Source organism: Brevibacillus sp. MCWH (genome assembly GCF_013096935.1).
In the GTDB taxonomy this organism is placed as follows: Bacteria; Bacillota; Bacilli; order Brevibacillales; family Brevibacillaceae; genus Brevibacillus; species Brevibacillus aydinogluensis.
This window is the reverse complement of sequence record NZ_SDLF01000005.1, coordinates 194,411-212,110: the sequence shown is the minus strand read 5'-3', so window position 1 is coordinate 212,110 and position 17,700 is coordinate 194,411. Positions and strand designations below refer to the sequence as shown.

Annotated in this window: 14 protein-coding genes; 12 read left to right on the top strand and 2 right to left on the bottom strand. The window is 56.5% G+C overall.

Features of this window, described 5'->3' with window-relative positions; translation table 11 throughout:
* Positions 1–101 precede the first annotated feature (101 nt).
* The 5 genes from pcrA (at position 102) to pruA (ending at position 8,407) form a co-directional block, all read left to right on the top strand.
* Positions 102–2,405 carry a DNA helicase PcrA gene (pcrA, locus tag ETC00_RS06885; RefSeq protein ID WP_171565247.1) on the top strand — a complete coding sequence of 768 codons (2,304 nt, stop codon included), beginning with the start codon at positions 102–104 and terminating at the stop codon, positions 2,403–2,405.
* 33 nt (positions 2,406–2,438) lie between these two features.
* Entirely contained in the window at positions 2,439–4,466 is a 2,028-nt protein-coding gene (ligA, locus tag ETC00_RS06880) for an NAD-dependent DNA ligase LigA (protein ID WP_371808874.1), read from the top strand.
* 48 nt (positions 4,467–4,514) lie between these two features.
* Positions 4,515–5,396: a WD40/YVTN/BNR-like repeat-containing protein gene (locus tag ETC00_RS06875; protein ID WP_171565245.1), complete on the top strand. Its 882-nt coding sequence runs from the start codon at positions 4,515–4,517 to the stop codon at positions 5,394–5,396.
* Between the two features lie 59 nt (positions 5,397–5,455).
* The gene (locus ETC00_RS06870; RefSeq protein WP_171565244.1) at positions 5,456–6,526 is read left to right on the top strand and encodes a CamS family sex pheromone protein; all 1,071 of its coding nucleotides are present in this window, start codon (positions 5,456–5,458) and stop codon (positions 6,524–6,526) included.
* A 333-nt stretch (positions 6,527–6,859) separates the two neighbouring features.
* On the top strand, positions 6,860–8,407 hold the full coding sequence (pruA, locus tag ETC00_RS06865; RefSeq protein ID WP_171565243.1) for an L-glutamate gamma-semialdehyde dehydrogenase: 1,548 nt from the start codon (positions 6,860–6,862) through the stop codon (positions 8,405–8,407).
* A gap of 179 nt (positions 8,408–8,586) precedes the next feature.
* On the opposite strand, the gene ETC00_RS06860 is transcribed toward pruA, so the two are convergent.
* Positions 8,587–9,498 (bottom strand): diguanylate cyclase domain-containing protein, encoded by a 912-nt coding sequence (locus ETC00_RS06860; protein ID WP_171565242.1) that lies wholly within the window; start codon positions 9,496–9,498, stop codon positions 8,587–8,589.
* Positions 9,499–9,660: 162 nt separating this feature from the next.
* On the opposite strand from ETC00_RS06860, the gene asd reads away from it, so the two are divergent.
* From asd to gatB, 4 genes are all read left to right on the top strand, one after another.
* Positions 9,661–10,509 (top strand): archaetidylserine decarboxylase, encoded by an 849-nt coding sequence (gene asd / locus ETC00_RS06855; RefSeq protein WP_171565241.1) that lies wholly within the window; start codon positions 9,661–9,663, stop codon positions 10,507–10,509.
* A 162-nt stretch (positions 10,510–10,671) separates the two neighbouring features.
* A complete protein-coding gene (gene gatC / locus ETC00_RS06850; RefSeq protein WP_171565240.1) occupies positions 10,672–10,962 on the top strand; it encodes an Asp-tRNA(Asn)/Glu-tRNA(Gln) amidotransferase subunit GatC in 291 nt (96 codons plus the stop codon).
* Positions 10,963–10,995: 33 nt separating this feature from the next.
* Positions 10,996–12,468, top strand: a complete 1,473-nt coding sequence (gene gatA / locus ETC00_RS06845) for an Asp-tRNA(Asn)/Glu-tRNA(Gln) amidotransferase subunit GatA (RefSeq protein ID WP_171565239.1) — start codon at positions 10,996–10,998, stop codon at positions 12,466–12,468.
* Between the two features lie 5 nt (positions 12,469–12,473).
* Entirely contained in the window at positions 12,474–13,907 is a 1,434-nt protein-coding gene (gatB, locus tag ETC00_RS06840; protein WP_171565238.1) for an Asp-tRNA(Asn)/Glu-tRNA(Gln) amidotransferase subunit GatB, read from the top strand.
* A 341-nt stretch (positions 13,908–14,248) separates the two neighbouring features.
* On the opposite strand, the gene ETC00_RS06835 is transcribed toward gatB, so the two are convergent.
* On the bottom strand, positions 14,249–14,836 hold the full coding sequence (locus tag ETC00_RS06835; RefSeq protein ID WP_230077725.1) for a hypothetical protein: 588 nt from the start codon (positions 14,834–14,836) through the stop codon (positions 14,249–14,251).
* 454 nt (positions 14,837–15,290) lie between these two features.
* Here ETC00_RS06835 and ETC00_RS06830 point away from each other — a divergent pair, with 454 nt between their 5' ends.
* The 3 genes from ETC00_RS06830 (at position 15,291) to ETC00_RS06820 (ending at position 17,681) form a co-directional block, all read left to right on the top strand.
* Entirely contained in the window at positions 15,291–15,641 is a 351-nt protein-coding gene (locus tag ETC00_RS06830) for a hypothetical protein (protein WP_171565237.1), read from the top strand.
* Between the two features lie 133 nt (positions 15,642–15,774).
* Entirely contained in the window at positions 15,775–16,503 is a 729-nt protein-coding gene (locus ETC00_RS06825) for an ABC transporter ATP-binding protein (RefSeq protein ID WP_230077726.1), read from the top strand.
* Entirely contained in the window at positions 16,503–17,681 is a 1,179-nt protein-coding gene (locus ETC00_RS06820) for an ABC transporter permease (RefSeq protein WP_171565236.1), read from the top strand. The genes ETC00_RS06825 and ETC00_RS06820 overlap by 1 nt, the downstream gene beginning before the upstream one ends.
* The last annotated feature ends 19 nt before the right edge of the window (positions 17,682–17,700 follow it).

Genomic DNA, 17,700 nt, shown 5'->3' with positions numbered 1-17,700 from the left:
GCGCGGATTCAACTGGAACTTGCCTTCGATCTGTGCGAAAATAGGAACATATGCTTTCGTTCGGGAGCGCTTTGACAGGCAAGAAAGGTGGACGTATACATATGGCAACAGTTGACCGAATTTTAGCTGGACTGAATCCGCAGCAGCGGGAAGCGGTCCTGACCACGGAGGGGCCGGTGCTGATTCTGGCGGGTGCGGGCAGCGGCAAGACCAAGGTGCTGACCCAGCGCATCGCCTACCTGATCAGCGAAAAACAGGTGGCGCCGTGGAGCATCCTCGCCATTACCTTCACCAACAAGGCGGCGCGGGAAATGCAGAGCCGCGTGGCGTCCATCGTCGGCGCGGGAGCGGAGGACATCTGGATCTCGACGTTCCACTCGCTGTGCGTGCGGATATTGCGGCGGGACATCGACCGCCTGGGGATCAGCCGCAGCTTCTCCATTCTCGACGCGGGCGACCAGCTGTCCGTCATCAAGCAATGCCTCAAGGAATTGAATCTCGATCCGAAGAAATACGAACCGCGCGCCATCCTGGCGGCAATCAGCGGAGCGAAAAACGAGCTGACGGACCCGGCGGCGTACGCCAAACGGGCGGCCGATCCGTACAGCCAGGTCGTGGCCAGGGTGTACGAGGCGTACCAGAAAAAGCTGAAGAGCAACCAGTCGCTGGACTTCGACGACCTGATCATGACGACGGTCCGGTTGTTCAAGGAAGTGCCGGAAGTGCTGGAATACTACCAGAAAAAGTTCCGCTACATCCATGTGGACGAGTACCAGGACACCAACCGGGCCCAGTACATGCTGATTTCCATGCTGGCCGACCGCTACCGCAACGTCTGCTGCGTCGGGGACGCCGACCAGAGCATTTACAAGTGGCGCGGCGCGGACATTTCCATCATTTTGAACTTTGAAAAGGACTATCCGGAAGCGAAAATGATCAAACTGGAGCAAAACTACCGCTCCACCAAGACGATTTTGCAGGCCGCCAACCAGGTAATCGCCCACAATGTCATGCGCAAGGAGAAAAAGCTCTGGACGGAAAATCCGACCGGGGAAAAGATCGGCTGCTATCAGGGTGATTCCGAGCACGACGAGGCGTACTTCATCGTGGACACGATCAACAAGCTGATGCCCGCCTACAAGCGCTACGACAAGTTCGCCGTGCTCTACCGGACCAACGCCCAGTCCCGCGTGGTCGAGGAAGTGTTTATCAAATCAAACATTCCGTACACGATCGTGGGCGGCACGAAATTCTACGATCGCAAGGAAATCAAGGACATTCTCGCCTATCTGCGGGTCATCTCCAACCCCGACGATGACATCAGCCTGGCGCGGATCATCAATGTGCCAAAGCGCAACATCGGGGAGACGACCGTGGAAAAACTGCAGAACTACGCCAGCGCGCACGGCCTGTCGCTTTACGGTGCGATTCAGGAAGTGGGCTACATGGCGCTGCCGACGCGCACGACCAACGCCATCCTCGCCTTTAACGAGCTGATCACCAACCTGATGCAGATGACCGATTACCTGACGGTGACAGAGCTGGTGGAAGAGGTGCTGAAGCGGACCGGCTACCGGGAGGCTTTGAAAGAGGAGAAGACGCTGGAGGCGACCGCCCGTCTGGAAAACATTGAGGAGCTGTTGTCCGTTACCCAGGAGTTTGAGCGGAAAAACGACGACAAGAGCCTGCTCGCCTTCCTCACCGACCTGGCGCTGATTGCCGACATTGACACGCTGACGGAGGACGGGACAGCAGAAGAAGACCCCTCCGCGGAAGGCCAGGTCGTGCTGATGACCCTGCACAGCGCCAAGGGGCTGGAGTTCCCCGTGGTCTTTCTGGTCGGCATGGAGGAAGGGGTGTTTCCGCACAGCCGGGCGCTGTTTGACGAAGGGGAAATGGAGGAGGAGCGCCGCCTCGCCTACGTCGGCATCACCCGGGCGGAAGAGCGCCTCTACCTGACCTGCGCCCGGATGCGCACCCTGTTTGGCCGGACCACGAACAATCCCCCTTCCCGCTTTTTGCAGGAAATTTCCGCAGAACTATTGGACGGCAGCCCGGTGATCGAGGGACGCTTTGCCCGGACCGGGGTGTTCGGCCAGCGGGAAGCGGCTGGTCGGCCGTATGGCGCGCAGACACAGACGGGGCTGCGATCCGCGACAGGCATGCGGACGGGTGGCTCGTCGTTTGGTCGGCCTGCGCAGTCTGCGGCCAGGCTGCCGGGTCACGGCGCGGCCGCAGGTATCGACTGGAAAGTGGGCGAAAAGGTGAAGCACGGAAAATGGGGCATCGGAACAGTGGTCAAGGTGAAGGGAAGCGGAGACGACATGGAGCTGGACATCGCCTTCCCCAGCCCGATCGGCATCAAGAAACTGCTGGCTAAGTTTGCCCCGATTGAACGAGCTTAACAAAAAGTGAAATATGAAACGGTATAGCAAAGGATGAATGAGATGGACCGATTGACGGCAGAAGCACGAATTCGCGAACTGCGGGAACAAATCGAGCGGCATAACCGTCTGTATTACGTAGAGGACCGACCGGAAATTACAGACCAGGAATACGACATGCTCATGCGGGAACTGCAGGATCTGGAAGACCTGTTCCCGGACATGGTGACGCCCGATTCGCCGACACAGCGGATCGGGGGCGAACCGCTGCCCTTTTTTGAAAAAGTGGTGCACAAGACGCCGATGCTCAGCCTGAGCAACGCGTTTGACGACGAGGACCTGCGCGACTTTGACCGGCGCGTGCGGCAGACGGTGGGCAGCCAGACCGTCCACTACGTCTGTGAGCTGAAAATCGACGGGCTGGCCGTCTCCCTGCACTACGAAAACGGCTTGTTCGTCAAGGGGGCGACCCGCGGTGACGGCACCACCGGAGAGGACATCACGCAGAATCTCCGGACGATCCGGTCCATCCCGCTGCGCTTGACCCGGCCGCTGACACTGGAGGTGCGGGGCGAGGCGTACATGCCGCGCAGCGCGTTTGAAAAGCTGAACCGGGAGCGGGAAGAGCGGGGGGAAGCGCTGTTTGCCAACCCGCGCAACTCGGCGGCCGGTTCGCTGCGCCAGCTCGATCCGAAAATTGCCGCGTCCCGCCAACTGGACACGTTTATCTACAGCATCGGCGAGCTGCAGGGGGAGAGCGTGGAGTCGCACAGCGAAGGGCTTAACCTGCTGGAGTCGCTGGGCTTCAAGGTCAACCCGGAGCGACGGGTGTTTGACAACATCGAGGATGTGATCGAATTCGTCCACGGCTGGACGGACAAGCGGCGGAACCTGCCGTACGACATCGACGGCATGGTGATCAAGGTGGACAGCTACGCCCAGCAGCAGGAACTGGGCTTTACCGCCAAAAGCCCGCGCTGGGCGATCGCCTACAAATTCCCGGCGGAAGAGGCGGTCACGATTCTGGAGGGCATCGAGGTGTCCGTGGGCCGCACGGGGACAGTCACTCCGACCGCCCTGCTGAAGCCGGTCAGCCTGGCGGGAACGACGGTCAAACGGGCTTCCCTGCACAACGAGGACATCATCCGGGAAAAGGGGCTGTTGATCGGCGACCACGTGGTGGTCAAGAAGGCGGGGGACATCATCCCCGAGATTGTGGCCGTCCTGCCCGAACGGCGAACCGGCGGGGAAGTGCCGTTTTCCATGCCGACGCACTGTCCGGAATGCGGCAGCGAACTGGTTCGCCTGGACGATGAGGTGGCCCTGCGCTGCATCAATCCGATGTGTCCGGCGCAGATTCGCGAAGGCATCATCCACTTCGTTTCCCGGCAGGCGATGAACATCGAGGGGCTCGGAGAGAAAGTGGTGGCCCAGCTGTTTAACGCCGGCATCATTCACAGCGTCGCCGACCTCTACTATCTGCACCAGCAGCGGGACGTGCTGCTCGGCATGGAGCGGATGGGCGAAAAGTCGGTCGACAACCTGCTGACGGCAATCGAAGCCAGCAAGGAAAACTCGCTGGAGCGGCTGCTGTTTGGCCTCGGCATCCGCCTCGTCGGAGCCAAGGCGGCGCGCGTCCTGGCCGAACACTTCGGCGACATGGACGCCATCATGCGCGCCAGTGAGGAAGAACTGACGCAGATCAACGAGATCGGACCGAAAATGGCTGCCAGCCTCGTCAACTACTTCCGGCAGCCGCAGGCCGAAGCAGTGATCGAACGGCTGAAGGCGGCAGGCGTCAACATGACCTACAAGGGCGTACGGGCGGAAAGCGGAGCCGACCTGCCGCTGGCCGGTAAAACGATTGTCCTCACCGGCACGCTGTCCAGCATGACCCGCCAGGAAGCGGAAGAAGCGATAACGCGCCTGGGCGGCAAAGTGACGGGCAGTGTCAGCAAAAAGACCGACCTGGTCATTGCCGGTGAAAAGGCAGGCTCCAAACTGGAAAAAGCGGAAAAACTGGGTGTGGCCGTCATGGACGAGGCCGGCTTTTTGCAGCTTTTGGAAGGGAACAACAAGTAGCCATACAGCGGCCACCTGTGTTTGAGAACGGGAAAGGGTGTGGTAAGCATGTATCGCTTGCTGCGTGCGGGAATGGTCATAACGGCGCTGGCGCTTCTGGCAGGCTGCAGCGAGAACGAGCGGAGCAAGCCGGTGACCCCTGCAGTGACAGCGGCCGCCATACCGGGTGACTTGACCTACCAAGACGTTCTGCAAAAAGGGGAAGTGGTGCACAACCTGGCGATGACAGCGGATGCCCGGCAGGTCTGGGTGGGGACCCACTCCGGTCTATACAGCTCGGCCGGCGGCGGTTTGTGGGGACTTCTCTTCCCGCAGTTGGAGCAGGAGGACGTAGCGGGCTGGTATGTCGATCCGCAGAACCCACGGCAGATCTTCATGGCCGGAAGTGACGGGGTCATGCGCTCCACAGACGGGGGAGAGACGTGGAATCGGGCGGACGAAGGGCTTCCCAAGCCGGCCAATATTCGCAGTTTTATCGGCACACGTGAGGGTGACCAGATCCGGTTGTTTGCCTTTGTCACCGGCGAGGGCATTTACCAGTCGTCTGACGAGGGTGACCAGTGGAAGATGTGGCTGCCGCTGGATCAGGAAGTGTACGCGATGGATTACAATCCGCTGGAAGACCGCCTGTACGTGGCTGCGCAATACAATCTGCTCTATCACGAGAGCGGGCAGTGGTACACGGAAACGGTACCGAATGTGCAGCAGATTTACTGTCTGGCCGTCGACCGGACGACGGGGATACTGGCGGTAGCCACCGAACAGGGCATCATGGAAAAAGAGGACGGAGAGTGGCGACCGCTTGCGGCCAAGGCTCCGGAAAAGCTGATCGTGGTTGCGCCCGGAGCAGGCCCGTACAGGTGGGTGGGCATCGGCGAATCTGCCTTTGTGTACGCACTCACTGATGACAAGTGGACGAAGTGGAACTGACCACCCAGGCGAGAAACAAGGGCGTTATGCCTGTTTGCAAATACAAGGGAGTACTGGTTATGAAAATGAAAAAACAGTCCAAGTTCTATTCACTGGCGTTGACGGCACTCCTGTCGGTTGTCACAGCGGGCTGCTCGTTTTGGCCCGGGGGCGGCCAGGAAAACAACCTGCCGCCCAATCCCACCATCACTTCGGTGGTGGCGGTGTCGGAAGATTACTACGGGAGCATCGTTCCTTACAAACCCAACCAGACACGCGGCATGCTGGCAGGAAACAGCTACCGGATCGATTTCAGCCGTCTGGAGCTGGGGTTGATGGAAATTGCCCGTGATACGTTTCCCACGGACGAGTACCTGTTTCAGGAAGGGCAGCAGATAAAAGCGGAACAGGTCAGCGAATGGATTGCGCAGTACAATATCAAAGCCCCGGACGGAAAAAAGAAGACGGGCTTGCTCGTCAATGTGCTGGAGCACGACTATCTGGAGAAGCAGCAGAAGCAGTTGGCCGGCATGGTGCTCGGCATCTCCCTGTCGCCGATCTACATGGACGCGACGGGCAAGGAGAAGACCTACAATACGGATGAACTGCGCGCCAAAGGGCAGCAGGTGGCCGCCCGCATCGTGCAGGCGGTCCGCGCAGACAATCCGCAGATCCCGATCGTGCTCGCGCTCTACCAGGTGCCGGACAAAAACTCGACGCTGGTGCCGGGCCATTTCATCATGTCGGGAACCGTAAACGCCAATGAGACTGCCATTTCCAAATGGCAGCCCATTAACGAGGAATACTTCCTGTTCCCCAGCGATGTTGCGGAGAAAAATTATGCACAGCAATCGCTGCAGTTCGACAAGTTTAAGCGGCAAACGCAAAACTTCTTCGGAGAATACATCGGCATGACCGGACTTGGTCGATTCATGGGCGGCAAGTTGACGGAACTCACCATTACCGCAACAGCCGAGTACGATTCACGAACAGAGGTGCTGCAGTTCACGCAATTTGCTGCAGCTGCGATTGATGAGGCGTTTGACAAAAGCGTGCACGTCAATCTGTACGTGCAGTCGATCAACCGGCCGTTGGCGATTTACATCCGGCCGGCCAGCGGAGAGCCGTACATGCACATCTATCGTCAGTAAAAACGTCCTGTCTATTGGCAAGAAGCCAGAGATACTTCATTTGTATATGAAAAAGCCGGTTTTCCCGCGTATACGGGGATGACCGGCTTCTGTTTTCGCAAGCAGCAACTTCATCATGATGAAGATATCAAGTGAAGTAAATAAGGAGACACTTTTGTCTACGTGTGTTCAGACAATTGCACATTTTTGTTCATATCCAATTCCATTTACGGACTGTTGCTTTTCGGTAAAAATGCAAACACTATAGTGGTCTGCAGGTCGTACAAGGTTGGTATGATCCTTGCATATAATTTGTGATGACAATTTGGAGAACATGATAAGGAGGCGTCACAGATGCAAGTGGAATTCAAAAACGAGCCGTTTACCAATTTTAGCTTGCCGGAGAACAAGAAGGCGTTTGAAGAAGCGCTTGCCAAAGTGGAAAGCGAGCTGGGCCGGGAGTACGATCTGATCATCGGCGGCGAGCGCATCAAAACGGAAAAGAAATCCCGCTCCATCAACCCTTCCAATAAAGAACAAGTGATCGGGATCGTTTCCCAGGCCGATCAGGCCCTGGCGGAAAAAGCGATTCAGGTTGCCGCTCAAACCTTTGAGAGCTGGAAAGCTGTTCCGGCGGAAGCGCGTTCCCGCTACCTCTACAAAGCAGCTGCCATTCTGCGCCGCCGCAAACACGAATTTTCTGCGTGGCTGGTCAAGGAAGCAGGCAAGAGCTGGGCAGAAGCCGACGCTGACACGGCGGAAGCGATCGATTTCATGGAATACTACGGACGCCAAATGGACAAACTGGCTCAACGCCATCCGCTGACCCGCATTCCGGACGAAGACAACGAACTGTACTACATCCCGCTGGGCGTTGGCATCGTGATCCCGCCGTGGAACTTCCCGCTGGCGATCATGGTGGGCATGACCACGGCTGCAATCGTAGCGGGCAACACCGTTGTGCTGAAGCCGGCATCCACCACGCCGGTCATCGCTGCGAAGTTCATGGAAATCCTGGAAGACGCAGGCGTTCCGGCGGGTGTCGTCAACTTCGTGCCTGGTTCCGGCAGCGAAATCGGCGACTTCCTCGTGGAGCATCCGCTGACCCGCTTCATCAGCTTTACCGGTTCCCGCGATGTGGGCCTGCGCATTAATGAACTGGCGGCCAAACACCGTCCGGGCCAAAAATGGATCAAGCGCCTCGTTGCCGAGATGGGCGGTAAAGACTCCATCATCGTAGACAACGACTGCGATCTGGAACTGGCGGCGCAAGCCATCGTGACATCCGCGTTTGGCTTCTCCGGTCAAAAATGTTCCGCATGCTCCCGGGCGATCGTTCACGAGGATGTATATGACCAGGTGCTGAACCGCGTCGTGGAGCTGACGAAACAGCTCACCGTCGGCGATGTTCGCAATCCGGAATTCTTCACCGGTCCGGTTGTTGACGAAAAAGCATACAACAAGATTCTCGAATACATCGAGATCGGTAAACAGGAAGGCAAGCTGATGGTCGGCGGCGAAAAAGGACCGGACAGCGGCTACTTCATCATGCCGACCGTATTTGCCGATGTTGATCCGCAGGCGCGCATCATGCAGGAAGAAATCTTCGGTCCGGTGGTGGCCTTTACCAAGGCACGTGACTTTGACCACGCGCTGGAAATCGCCAACAACACCGAGTACGGCCTGACCGGCTCCGTAATCAGCCGCAATCGCGCGCATCTGGAAAAAGCACGCACCGAATTCCACGTGGGCAACCTGTACTTCAACCGCAAGTGCACTGGTGCTCTGGTTGGCGTGCATCCGTTCGGCGGCTTCAACATGTCCGGTACGGACTCCAAAGCGGGCGGTCCGGACTACCTGCTGCTGTTTACGCAGGCCAAACTTGTTTCCGAAAAACTGTAATCAGCGAGACGACAAAGGCTGCCCCCATACGGGGCAGCCTTTTTGCTGCTCCAGCCGCTCTTTTCTCCCACAAATAAAACAAGCCCGTTAAAAAACGGACGAATGAGCTGGTGACCATTTATTTTGCATAGATGCCAAAAATTTTGGCATTTCCAATGATGTCTCTGTGTTTGTTCATGTTACTTTTTGGATGGGGAGTAGAAGCGATAGTTGTTTCGCCCGCTGCTCTTGGCCTTGTACAGAGCCTGGTCCGCGTGGCGCAGCAGTTGATCCGTGTCAGTGCCGTCGTGGGGAAAGAAGGCGATACCGATGCTGGTGGTGATGGAAAACTGTTGCTTGGCAATCAACCACGGCTGCTGGAGCACGTCCAGGATGCGGGCTGCCACTTTGGCCGCCTCTGTCTCCGATTCCAGGGATGTCAGCAGGATAACGAATTCATCGCCGCCGAGGCGGGCGACCGTGTCCACATCCCGTACGCACGATGTCAGGCGTTTGGCCATCACCTGCAAAAACTGGTCGCCGACGTCGTGGCCCCAGGTGTCGTTGATATCCTTGAAGTTGTCACAGTCGAGGAACAAGACGGCCAGGAGTTGATTCGAACGCTTTGCCTTGGCGATTGCCTGCTGCATGCGATCCAGCAGCAAGCGCCGGTTGGGAAGGCCGGTGAGCATGTCGTGGTACGCCATGTGCGCCAGCTGTGATTCCAGTTTTTTGCGTTCAGTGATGTCCCGCGTCACGGCAAACACGTGGGTGCAAACGCCATTGCTGTCGCAGATGGGGGTGAGGATGGTTTCACCGACGAGTTCGCCGTAGGTGGTGAAATGGGTTGCCGTTCCGCTTGCCACCGCCTGCCGGTACATGCTGTTGAGGACGGCTGCCTTTTCTTCCGGATTGACCTCTTCGATCAGCTTTCCGTATGCCGCTTCCGTCAGACCAGCCGCCTGCATGGCGGCCGGGTTCATCAGCACGTAGCGAAAACGGGGTCCTTCTTCGACTGCCATGAGAAATACCATATCGGACATATGTTCAAAAAAACGGGTCAGCACGCTGCCGTACTGATTGATCAGCACCTCAATGTCTTGTTGTCCCATGCCCCGGTCTCTCCTGTAGGTAAGCTTGTACCGCCATTATAGTATAGCAATCGCCCACCTCAAAATGATGAGACCATGGTCGGAGTCCGGGCTTTACGGCCCGTGTAAAGAAATGGTACAGTAGGGTTATGACCTTTGAACGGAACCATGAGGAGTTGTCATATGCGTAAGAAGCTGCTTCCCGGCTTGATACACCGCCTGCCGCAGAATGCGCTGTCGCGGACGATGGGGAAAATCACCGCATCCCGTTTCAGCCGGCTGGCGATTCGCCATTACATCCGCCATTACAAGATCGATCCGACCATTATGGAAAAGCCGGTTCATGAATATCGCACGCTGAAGGAATTTTTTACGCGCCGCCTGAAACCGGGGGCCCGTCCGATTGCTCCGGGAACGGATGTCGTCATCAGCCCCGTGGACGGAACGGTATCGCAAATGGGGGACATTCGCGAGGGGACGCTGATTCAGGCCAAAGGCAAGCAGTACAGCCTTGCCGAGCTGTTGGGCGACGCTCCGGAAATGGCGGAACGCTTCTACGGCGGCAGGTTCATCACGATCTACTTGAGTCCGCGTGACTATCACCGCATCCACATGCCGGTGACAGGCAAACTGCTCCGCTACACGTACGTGCCGGGGCGCCTGTATCCGGTCAACCAACTGGGGATTGAACACGTCGACAGGCTGTTCGCCCGCAACGAGCGCCTCGTCACCTACATGAAGACGGAACAGATGGGCTGCGTCGCGCTGGTCAAGGTGGGTGCCCTGTTTGTCGGCAGCGTAAAAGTCGTGTACAACACCGCCACGACCAATGTCAAACACGGCCGGCAGACGAGCGGTCCGATCCTGGGAGAGCCCTGCCTCGACAAGGGAGACGAACTGGGCTGGTTTGAATTCGGGTCCACCGTCATCCTGCTGTTTGAATCCAGACAGCTGGAATGGGCGGACAACGTTTCCATCGGCAGCACGGTGCTGATGGGACAAAAGCTGGCACAACTGAAAGCAAGCGAATAACCAGGCAGTGAATGCTAAACGCAAGCCCGAGAGCACGCTCTCGGGTTTGTTTGTCTTTTCATATGATCTCCGCTCTTAATCGAAAAATCCCGGCTTAAATTGACTGAACCCGCTCTTTTCAAGTAAGATCAAAGTTATGTGATAGTTTCGGAGGTGGAATGGATGAGCGCCATTACCCGCAGGGAAGTGGAGCATGTAGCCAACCTCGCCCGCTTGAAGCTGACCGAAGAAGAAGCGGAGCGATACACGAAAGACCTGAACGCCATTTTGGAATTCGCCGCCAAGCTGAACGAGCTGGACACGTCCAGCGTTGAGCCGACCAGCCACGCGACCGACGTAAAGAATGTCATGCGCGAGGACGTGAACCGTCCGTCCCTCTCGCGCGAAGATGCGCTGAAAAACGCGCCCGACCACGAAGACGGCCAGTTCAAGGTACCGGCTGTATTTGAATAACCGCAGACATACAGGAGAAGGGAGGACACCATTGTGTCGCTGTTTGACAAGCGATTGTCGGAAATACATAGCGCTCTGCGCAAAAAAGAGCTGTCCGTCACCGACCTTGTGCAGGCGTCCATCGCCAGCGTCAAGGAGCACGACGAAGACATCCGTTCCGTTCTGTACGTGGACGAAGAAGGGGCCCTGGCTCAGGCCAAAGCATTGGACGAGCGTCTGGCCAAGGGAGGAGAGGAGCTGGGCCTGCTCTACGGCCTGCCTGCAGGCTTGAAGGACAACATCGTCACCAAAGGCGTGCGCACCACTTGTGCCAGCAAGTTCCTGTCCAACTACGACCCGATTTACGACGCCACCGTCACGAAAAAGCTGAAGGAAGCGGACGCGGTGATTGTGGCCAAGCTGAACATGGACGAGTTCGCCATGGGCGGCTCCAACGAAAACTCCGGCTTTTACCCGGTGAAAAACCCGTGGAATACCGAGTACGTGCCGGGCGGTTCCAGCGGCGGTTCGGCTGCCGCCATGGCATCCCGCCACTTCTTTTTCACGCTCGGCTCTGACACCGGCGGCTCCATCCGCCAACCGGCCGCTTTCTGCGGTGTCGTCGGACTGAAGCCGACATATGGCCGCGTCTCCCGTTTCGGGCTGGTGGCGTTTGCGTCGTCGCTGGACCAGATCGGACCGATTACGAAAAACGTGGAAGACGCCGCCTACGTGCTGCAGGCGATTGCCGGCCACGACGAGTACGACTCCACGTCGGCCAGCGTCGAGGTGCCTGACTACCTTTCCGCATTGACCGGCGAGGTGAAAGGCCTGCGCATCGGCGTGCCCAAGGAGCTGATCGGCGAGGGGATCGACCCCGAGGTGCGCGAAGCAGTGCTGGCTGCACTGAAGCAGTTGGAGAGCATGGGCGCCACCTGGAGTGAAGTCTCCATGCCGCACACCGAGTACGCCGTGCCGGCCTACTACCTGCTCGCGTCCTCGGAGGCGTCGTCCAACCTGGCCCGCTTTGACGGGGTGCGCTACGGCGTGCGCGCCGAAAACGCCGACAACCTGATCGAGTTGTACAAGGAGTCGCGCAGCCAGGGCTTCGGACCGGAAGTGAAGCGGCGCATCATGCTGGGAACCTACGCGCTCTCGTCGGGCTACTACGACGCCTACTACAAAAAAGCGCAGCAGGTTCGCACCCTGATTATCCAGGACTTCACCAACGTGTTTGCCGATTTTGACGTGATTTTGCACCCGACCACACCGACCACGGCCTTCAAGATCGGGGAAAACATCGACGATCCGGTCAAAATGTACCTGGAAGACATCTGCACCGTACCGGTCAACCTGGCAGGGCTGCCGGCCATCAGCGTGCCGTGCGGATTTGCCCAAAACGGCCTGCCGATCGGCATGCAGATCGTCGGCAAGGCGTTTGACGAATCCACCGTGCTGCGCGTGGCCCACGCTTACGAACAGGCTGCCGGCCATTATCTGCGCAAGCCGGAACGGGTGAGGGGGTAAGAGAGATGAGCCAGTTTGAAACCGTCATCGGCCTGGAAGTACACGCCGAGCTTTCCACCAACAGCAAAATCTTCTGCGGCTGCCCGACAGAGTTCGGTGCGCCGCCGAATACCCATACCTGCCCGATCTGCCTGGGGCATCCCGGCGTCCTGCCCGTCACCAACAAGCAGGCCGTGGAGTTCGCGATGAAGGCAGCGCTTGCGCTCAACTGCGAAATTTCCCGCGAAACCAAGTTTGACCGGAAAAACTACTTCTACCCGGACCTGCCCAAGGCGTATCAGATCTCCCAATTTGACCAGCCGATCGGCAAAAACGGCTGGATCGAGATCGAAGTCAACGGGGAGAAAAAGCGGATCGGCATCACCCGCCTGCATCTGGAAGAGGACGCGGGCAAACTGACGCACAGCGACTTCGGCGATACGCTGGTCGACTTTAACCGCGTCGGCGTGCCGCTGGTGGAGATTGTCTCCGAACCGGACATCCGCTCGCCTGAAGAGGCAAAGGCGTATCTGGAAAAGCTGAAGGCCATCCTGCAGTACACCGGCGTGTCGGACGTGCGCATGGAGCAGGGCTCGCTGCGCTGTGACGCCAACGTCTCCATCCGTCCGGTGGGCCAAAAGGAATTCGGCACCAAGACGGAATTGAAAAACATGAACTCGTTCCGCAACGTGCAGGCGGCACTGGAGTACGAAGTGGAGCGGCAGAAGCAGGTCGTTCTCTCCGGCGGCACGGTCGTGCAGGAAACCCGCCGCTGGGACGAAACCAACCGGAAGACCCTCTCCATGCGGTCCAAGGAAGAGGCGCACGACTACCGCTACTTCCCGGACCCGGACCTGGTGCGGATGCAGATTTCCGAAGAGTGGATTGAAGCCGTGCGGGCTTCCATTCCGGAGCTGCCTGACGCTCGCCAGGCTCGCTACGTGAACGAATACGGCCTTCCGCAAAGCGACGCCGCCGTCATCACCATGTCCAAGGAAACGGCCGACTTCTTTGACGAAACCGTCAAGACGGGCGCTGATCCCAAAGCGGCCGCCAACTGGCTGATGGTGGAACTGCTGGGCTATTTGAACGCCAACAACTTGACGTTGGCCGACGTGAAAATTACGCCGCACGGACTGGGCGAGATGATCAAGCTGATCGAAAACGGCACGATTTCCTCCAAGATCGCCAAGACCGTCTTCAAGGAGATGGTGGAGACCGGCAAGGAGCCGAAACAGATCGTCGAGGAAAAAGGGCTGGTGCAGATCAGCGACGAAGGCGCCCTGCGCCAGATCGTCCAGGACGTGGTCAACGCCAACCCGCAGGCTGTCGCCGACTACAAGGCCGGCAACGAGAAGGCCGTCGCCTTTTTCGTCGGTCAGGTAATGAAGCAGACCCGCGGCAAAGCAAACCCGCCGATGGTCAACAAGCTCTTGCGGGAAGTGCTGCAAAACGCGTAAGATACAGACGGACAAAACAGGGACACGCTTTCTCATTGAGGAGCGTGTCCCTGTTTGTTGCGCGGGAACAGAGATCCGCTCCTGGTATTTTGTCAGCGACCGATGGGCATTTTGCACCTGGGCAGAAGTAGTTAATCGTAGGATAAAGGTGAAAACCATTATGTATATCATCGGGACCCTGTCGGTGTGCAACGCTTTGGAATCCAACAGTATTCACCCAAAAAAATAACACCCGTTAATTGGGTGCTTTTTAATCAAATCGAGCGACGGGTAAACAAATCATAAATCAAGGGCATGCATGGACCTTCTCGTTCATTTACAGATGAACCTATTATTTGATGCTAAAAACAGTTAGCAACTACATTCGTGAGATTAAAGAAATCTAATAATGCATCCTTCACAGATTTAGATAATCCTTCAGAAGCTTTGTCCAAAGCTTTTGAAATTGATTTCTTTCTGGAAAAACCATTGTACCGGAATTCATCATAATATTTTTTTATCGTCTTTACTGCTTTTGTAGTTCCCCCAAGAGCTTTGATAGCTGATTTAATTTTTGTTATTTTAGTGAATGAAAATGCATTGGTTACCAAAGCTATTCCCACTGCAGCAATACATCCTGCAACGCTTCTGGAAACTTTAAGATTTGGTTTTACCTCGCTAAAGTGTAAATTATCTTCACTGTCTACAGTAACGTATAGTCCGGTTGTTTCCTGGAACCATATCGCAGTTGCTTGAGGGCCTTGATCCAAAACACTTTGTGGAATATCTTCAATCGCTTGAAGAATAACAGTGGTTTGATCAAAGACTTCATTATCAATTAACTGTTCTGCTGGCAGGTTTTCATTCTCATCCGCATTGGCAACGTTAGGAACTACAGTAACAAAGAGACAAAATGACAAGAAACACAACAGAAACTTTTTAACCTGCAAAAGCCTTCTCTCCCTTACTAAAAATTATTACTCTGCGTAACTTAAACATATCAATAAAAATAGAATTTTTTCAAGAGTTTTTCGTATAATATTATACAGAAAAGGAGGATATTTGTAATGAAAGACAATTTATCCCTGGTAGGCGCCATATGCCTGTTAATCGTGACGATCGTTAATTTTTCGACTGACAATCAACTGATTACAGGAACAGTCGGCGGAATTCTATTTCTGTTTGTGTTGATTCTTAACATAAAATCAAGGCTGGATAATAAAAAAGCAAACAAAAAGTAACGAGGAGCGTTTTCAATCCTGAGAAGCATCTCTGACTGACCGGCTGCTGTTGTGTTGATACAAGCGTTTGCCGTCAAGGCAGGAAGTCCTTGTTTGAATTGTAAGATTGTGCCCGCTCCCCTATAATGAAAAGGGACAATGTGTGGAGGAGGAGGGCATGGAAATGAACATCGTGTCCGTCACGGGAGAAAGCGTGCCGCCGAGCAAAGGTGGGTCGCCTGCCGATACATTTGAACGATCCATCGCGACCTGTGAGGTGAACGGACAGCAGAGAACGGTCACCGTCACCTACGTTCGCTACTTTGAAAAGGTGCTGGCCGAGCGGGGCATCTACGATCAGGATGCGGAGGGCATTCCGGTCAACCGGCTGGTGGCCGTGCTCTTTTTGGAAAAACACCCGGATGAGCGGGGAAACCGCCACTACATCAACGACACCGACAAGTTTCTGTCGCTGTTTGCCGGATTTTCGCTGGAAAATTTCAAACGAAAACACGTTGGATTATCCCTTGCGTAACTTGCAAGGGTTTTCTTTTATTTGTCCGTATACCGTACTCTCAGGGGACATCGGCCAGTTGATTTCATATATAATGGATGATAAGCCAAATATTCTCGTGGTGTTGCTAGTGGATCAGAAAGGAGAGCAGTCAGTGATCGAAGTAGATCAGGTCAGCAAACGATTTGGCAACGTCGCGGCAGTGCGGAACGTGACGTTTTCCGTCTCCTCCGGCGAAGTGTACGGGCTGCTCGGTGAAAACGGCGCAGGCAAAACGACGACGATGCGCATGATGGCGACCATCCTGCAGCCAACCGAGGGAGATATTCGAATCGGGGGATATTCTGTCCGCACCCAGCCGGTGGAAGTTCGCCGGCGTATCGGCATTCTGTTCGGGGGTGACGTGGGCCTGTACAACCGGCTGACGGCGCGGGAAAACATCGCCTATTTCGGCAGGCTGTACGGTCTGACGGGGCCGCGCCTGGACCAACGCATCGATCAGTTGAGCCGGATGCTTCAAATGGAGGCGTTTATCGATCGGCGGGTCGGCGGGTTTTCCCGGGGGATGAAGCAAAAAGTAGCGATCGCCCGCACACTGGTGCACGATCCTGACGTGATACTGCTGGACGAACCGACGACCGGACTGGATGTGACGGCGGCCAACATGTTTCGGCGCATGGTGACGATGCTCCGGGAAGAGGGAAAGACTATCCTGTTCTCCAGCCACAATATGGGGGAAATTGAAAAGCTGTGCAGCCGCATCGCGATCATTCACAAGGGAAGCATCCGCTATGCGGGTACGGTGGCAGCGCTTCGAGAGCGCTGCGGCATGAATGACTTGGACGATATCTTCATGGCGATGGTCGAGGAGGGCAGACATTGATGGACAGAAATGTCGTGTGGACCATATTCGCCAAGGAGATGCTCGATCTGCTGCGTGACCGCAAGACCTTGATCGGCACGTTTCTCATACCGCTTGTCGTGATACCGTTTGTGTTCTTTTTGCTCAGCATGTCGTACAGCAACGTGGAAAAGGAAGCGCGCTCCTACGTACCGATCGCCGTTGAAGGCACGTCGAAACTGGTGGATCATCTCCGCTCTCAGCCAGGCGTCCGCATCCTGTCGCCGGACAGACCGATGGAGGCGCTGAAGGCGGGAGAACTGCGGGCAATTGTGACCATCCCTGATCATTTCGACCAGGTACTGCGGAGCGGGGGGAGAGTCCAGCTGCATGTCGCCTACGACAACACCAACCAAAAGTCGGTGTACGCAAAAAGCGTGATCGACAGCGCAGTGCAGCAGTACAGCTCCGACATCGTCAGCATGCGGCTCAGGCAGGCGGGTTTGTCTGTGGAAGCGATCGAGCCAATTGAAACGACGTACGAAAACGCTGCGTCCGACGAACGGCAGACCGGCGGCATTCTGGCCGGGATCATTCCCCTGATGGTGGTGCTGTCGCTCGCTTCCGGCGGGGTGGCGGCCGCCACCGATCTGGTCGCCGGCGAAAAAGAGCGGGGCACGCTGGAATCGCTGTTGACCACTCCGATTGCTGCCAACCAGATCCTGACGGCCAAGCTGCTGGCGGTCATGGTGATGAGCTGCATCAGCGCCACCGCCTCGCTGCTGTCCCTCTCGTTTGTGTTTCGGTGGGGACCTCTGAAGGTGGACGGGACCGACCTTTCTTTCGGCTTTTTGTCCCCGGCCTCACTTGCAGTGCTGGCGGCGACCATTGTGCTGCTGGCCGCCTTGTTCGCTGGGCTGGAGCTGACGCTCAGCACCGTCGCCAAATCGTTTAAGGAGGGGCAGACCTACATGACCGGCGTCGTCATCCTGGCGATGATTCCGTCCTACATGTTGATGCCCATCCACCCTGTAGACATTCCTGCGCTGTACTACGTCTTGCCGGTCTTCAACGGGGTGGCCTTGTGCAAGGAGGCGTTTTACGGTGAGGTCGATCCCTTGCACACCTTGGTCGGATTGGGGACGTCGCTGCTCTACGTGACCGCCATCATCGCCGCGACTGCCCGTCTGTTCCGCCGGGAAGGAGCGGTCGTGAGATAGTTCGTGAGATATTGACGCC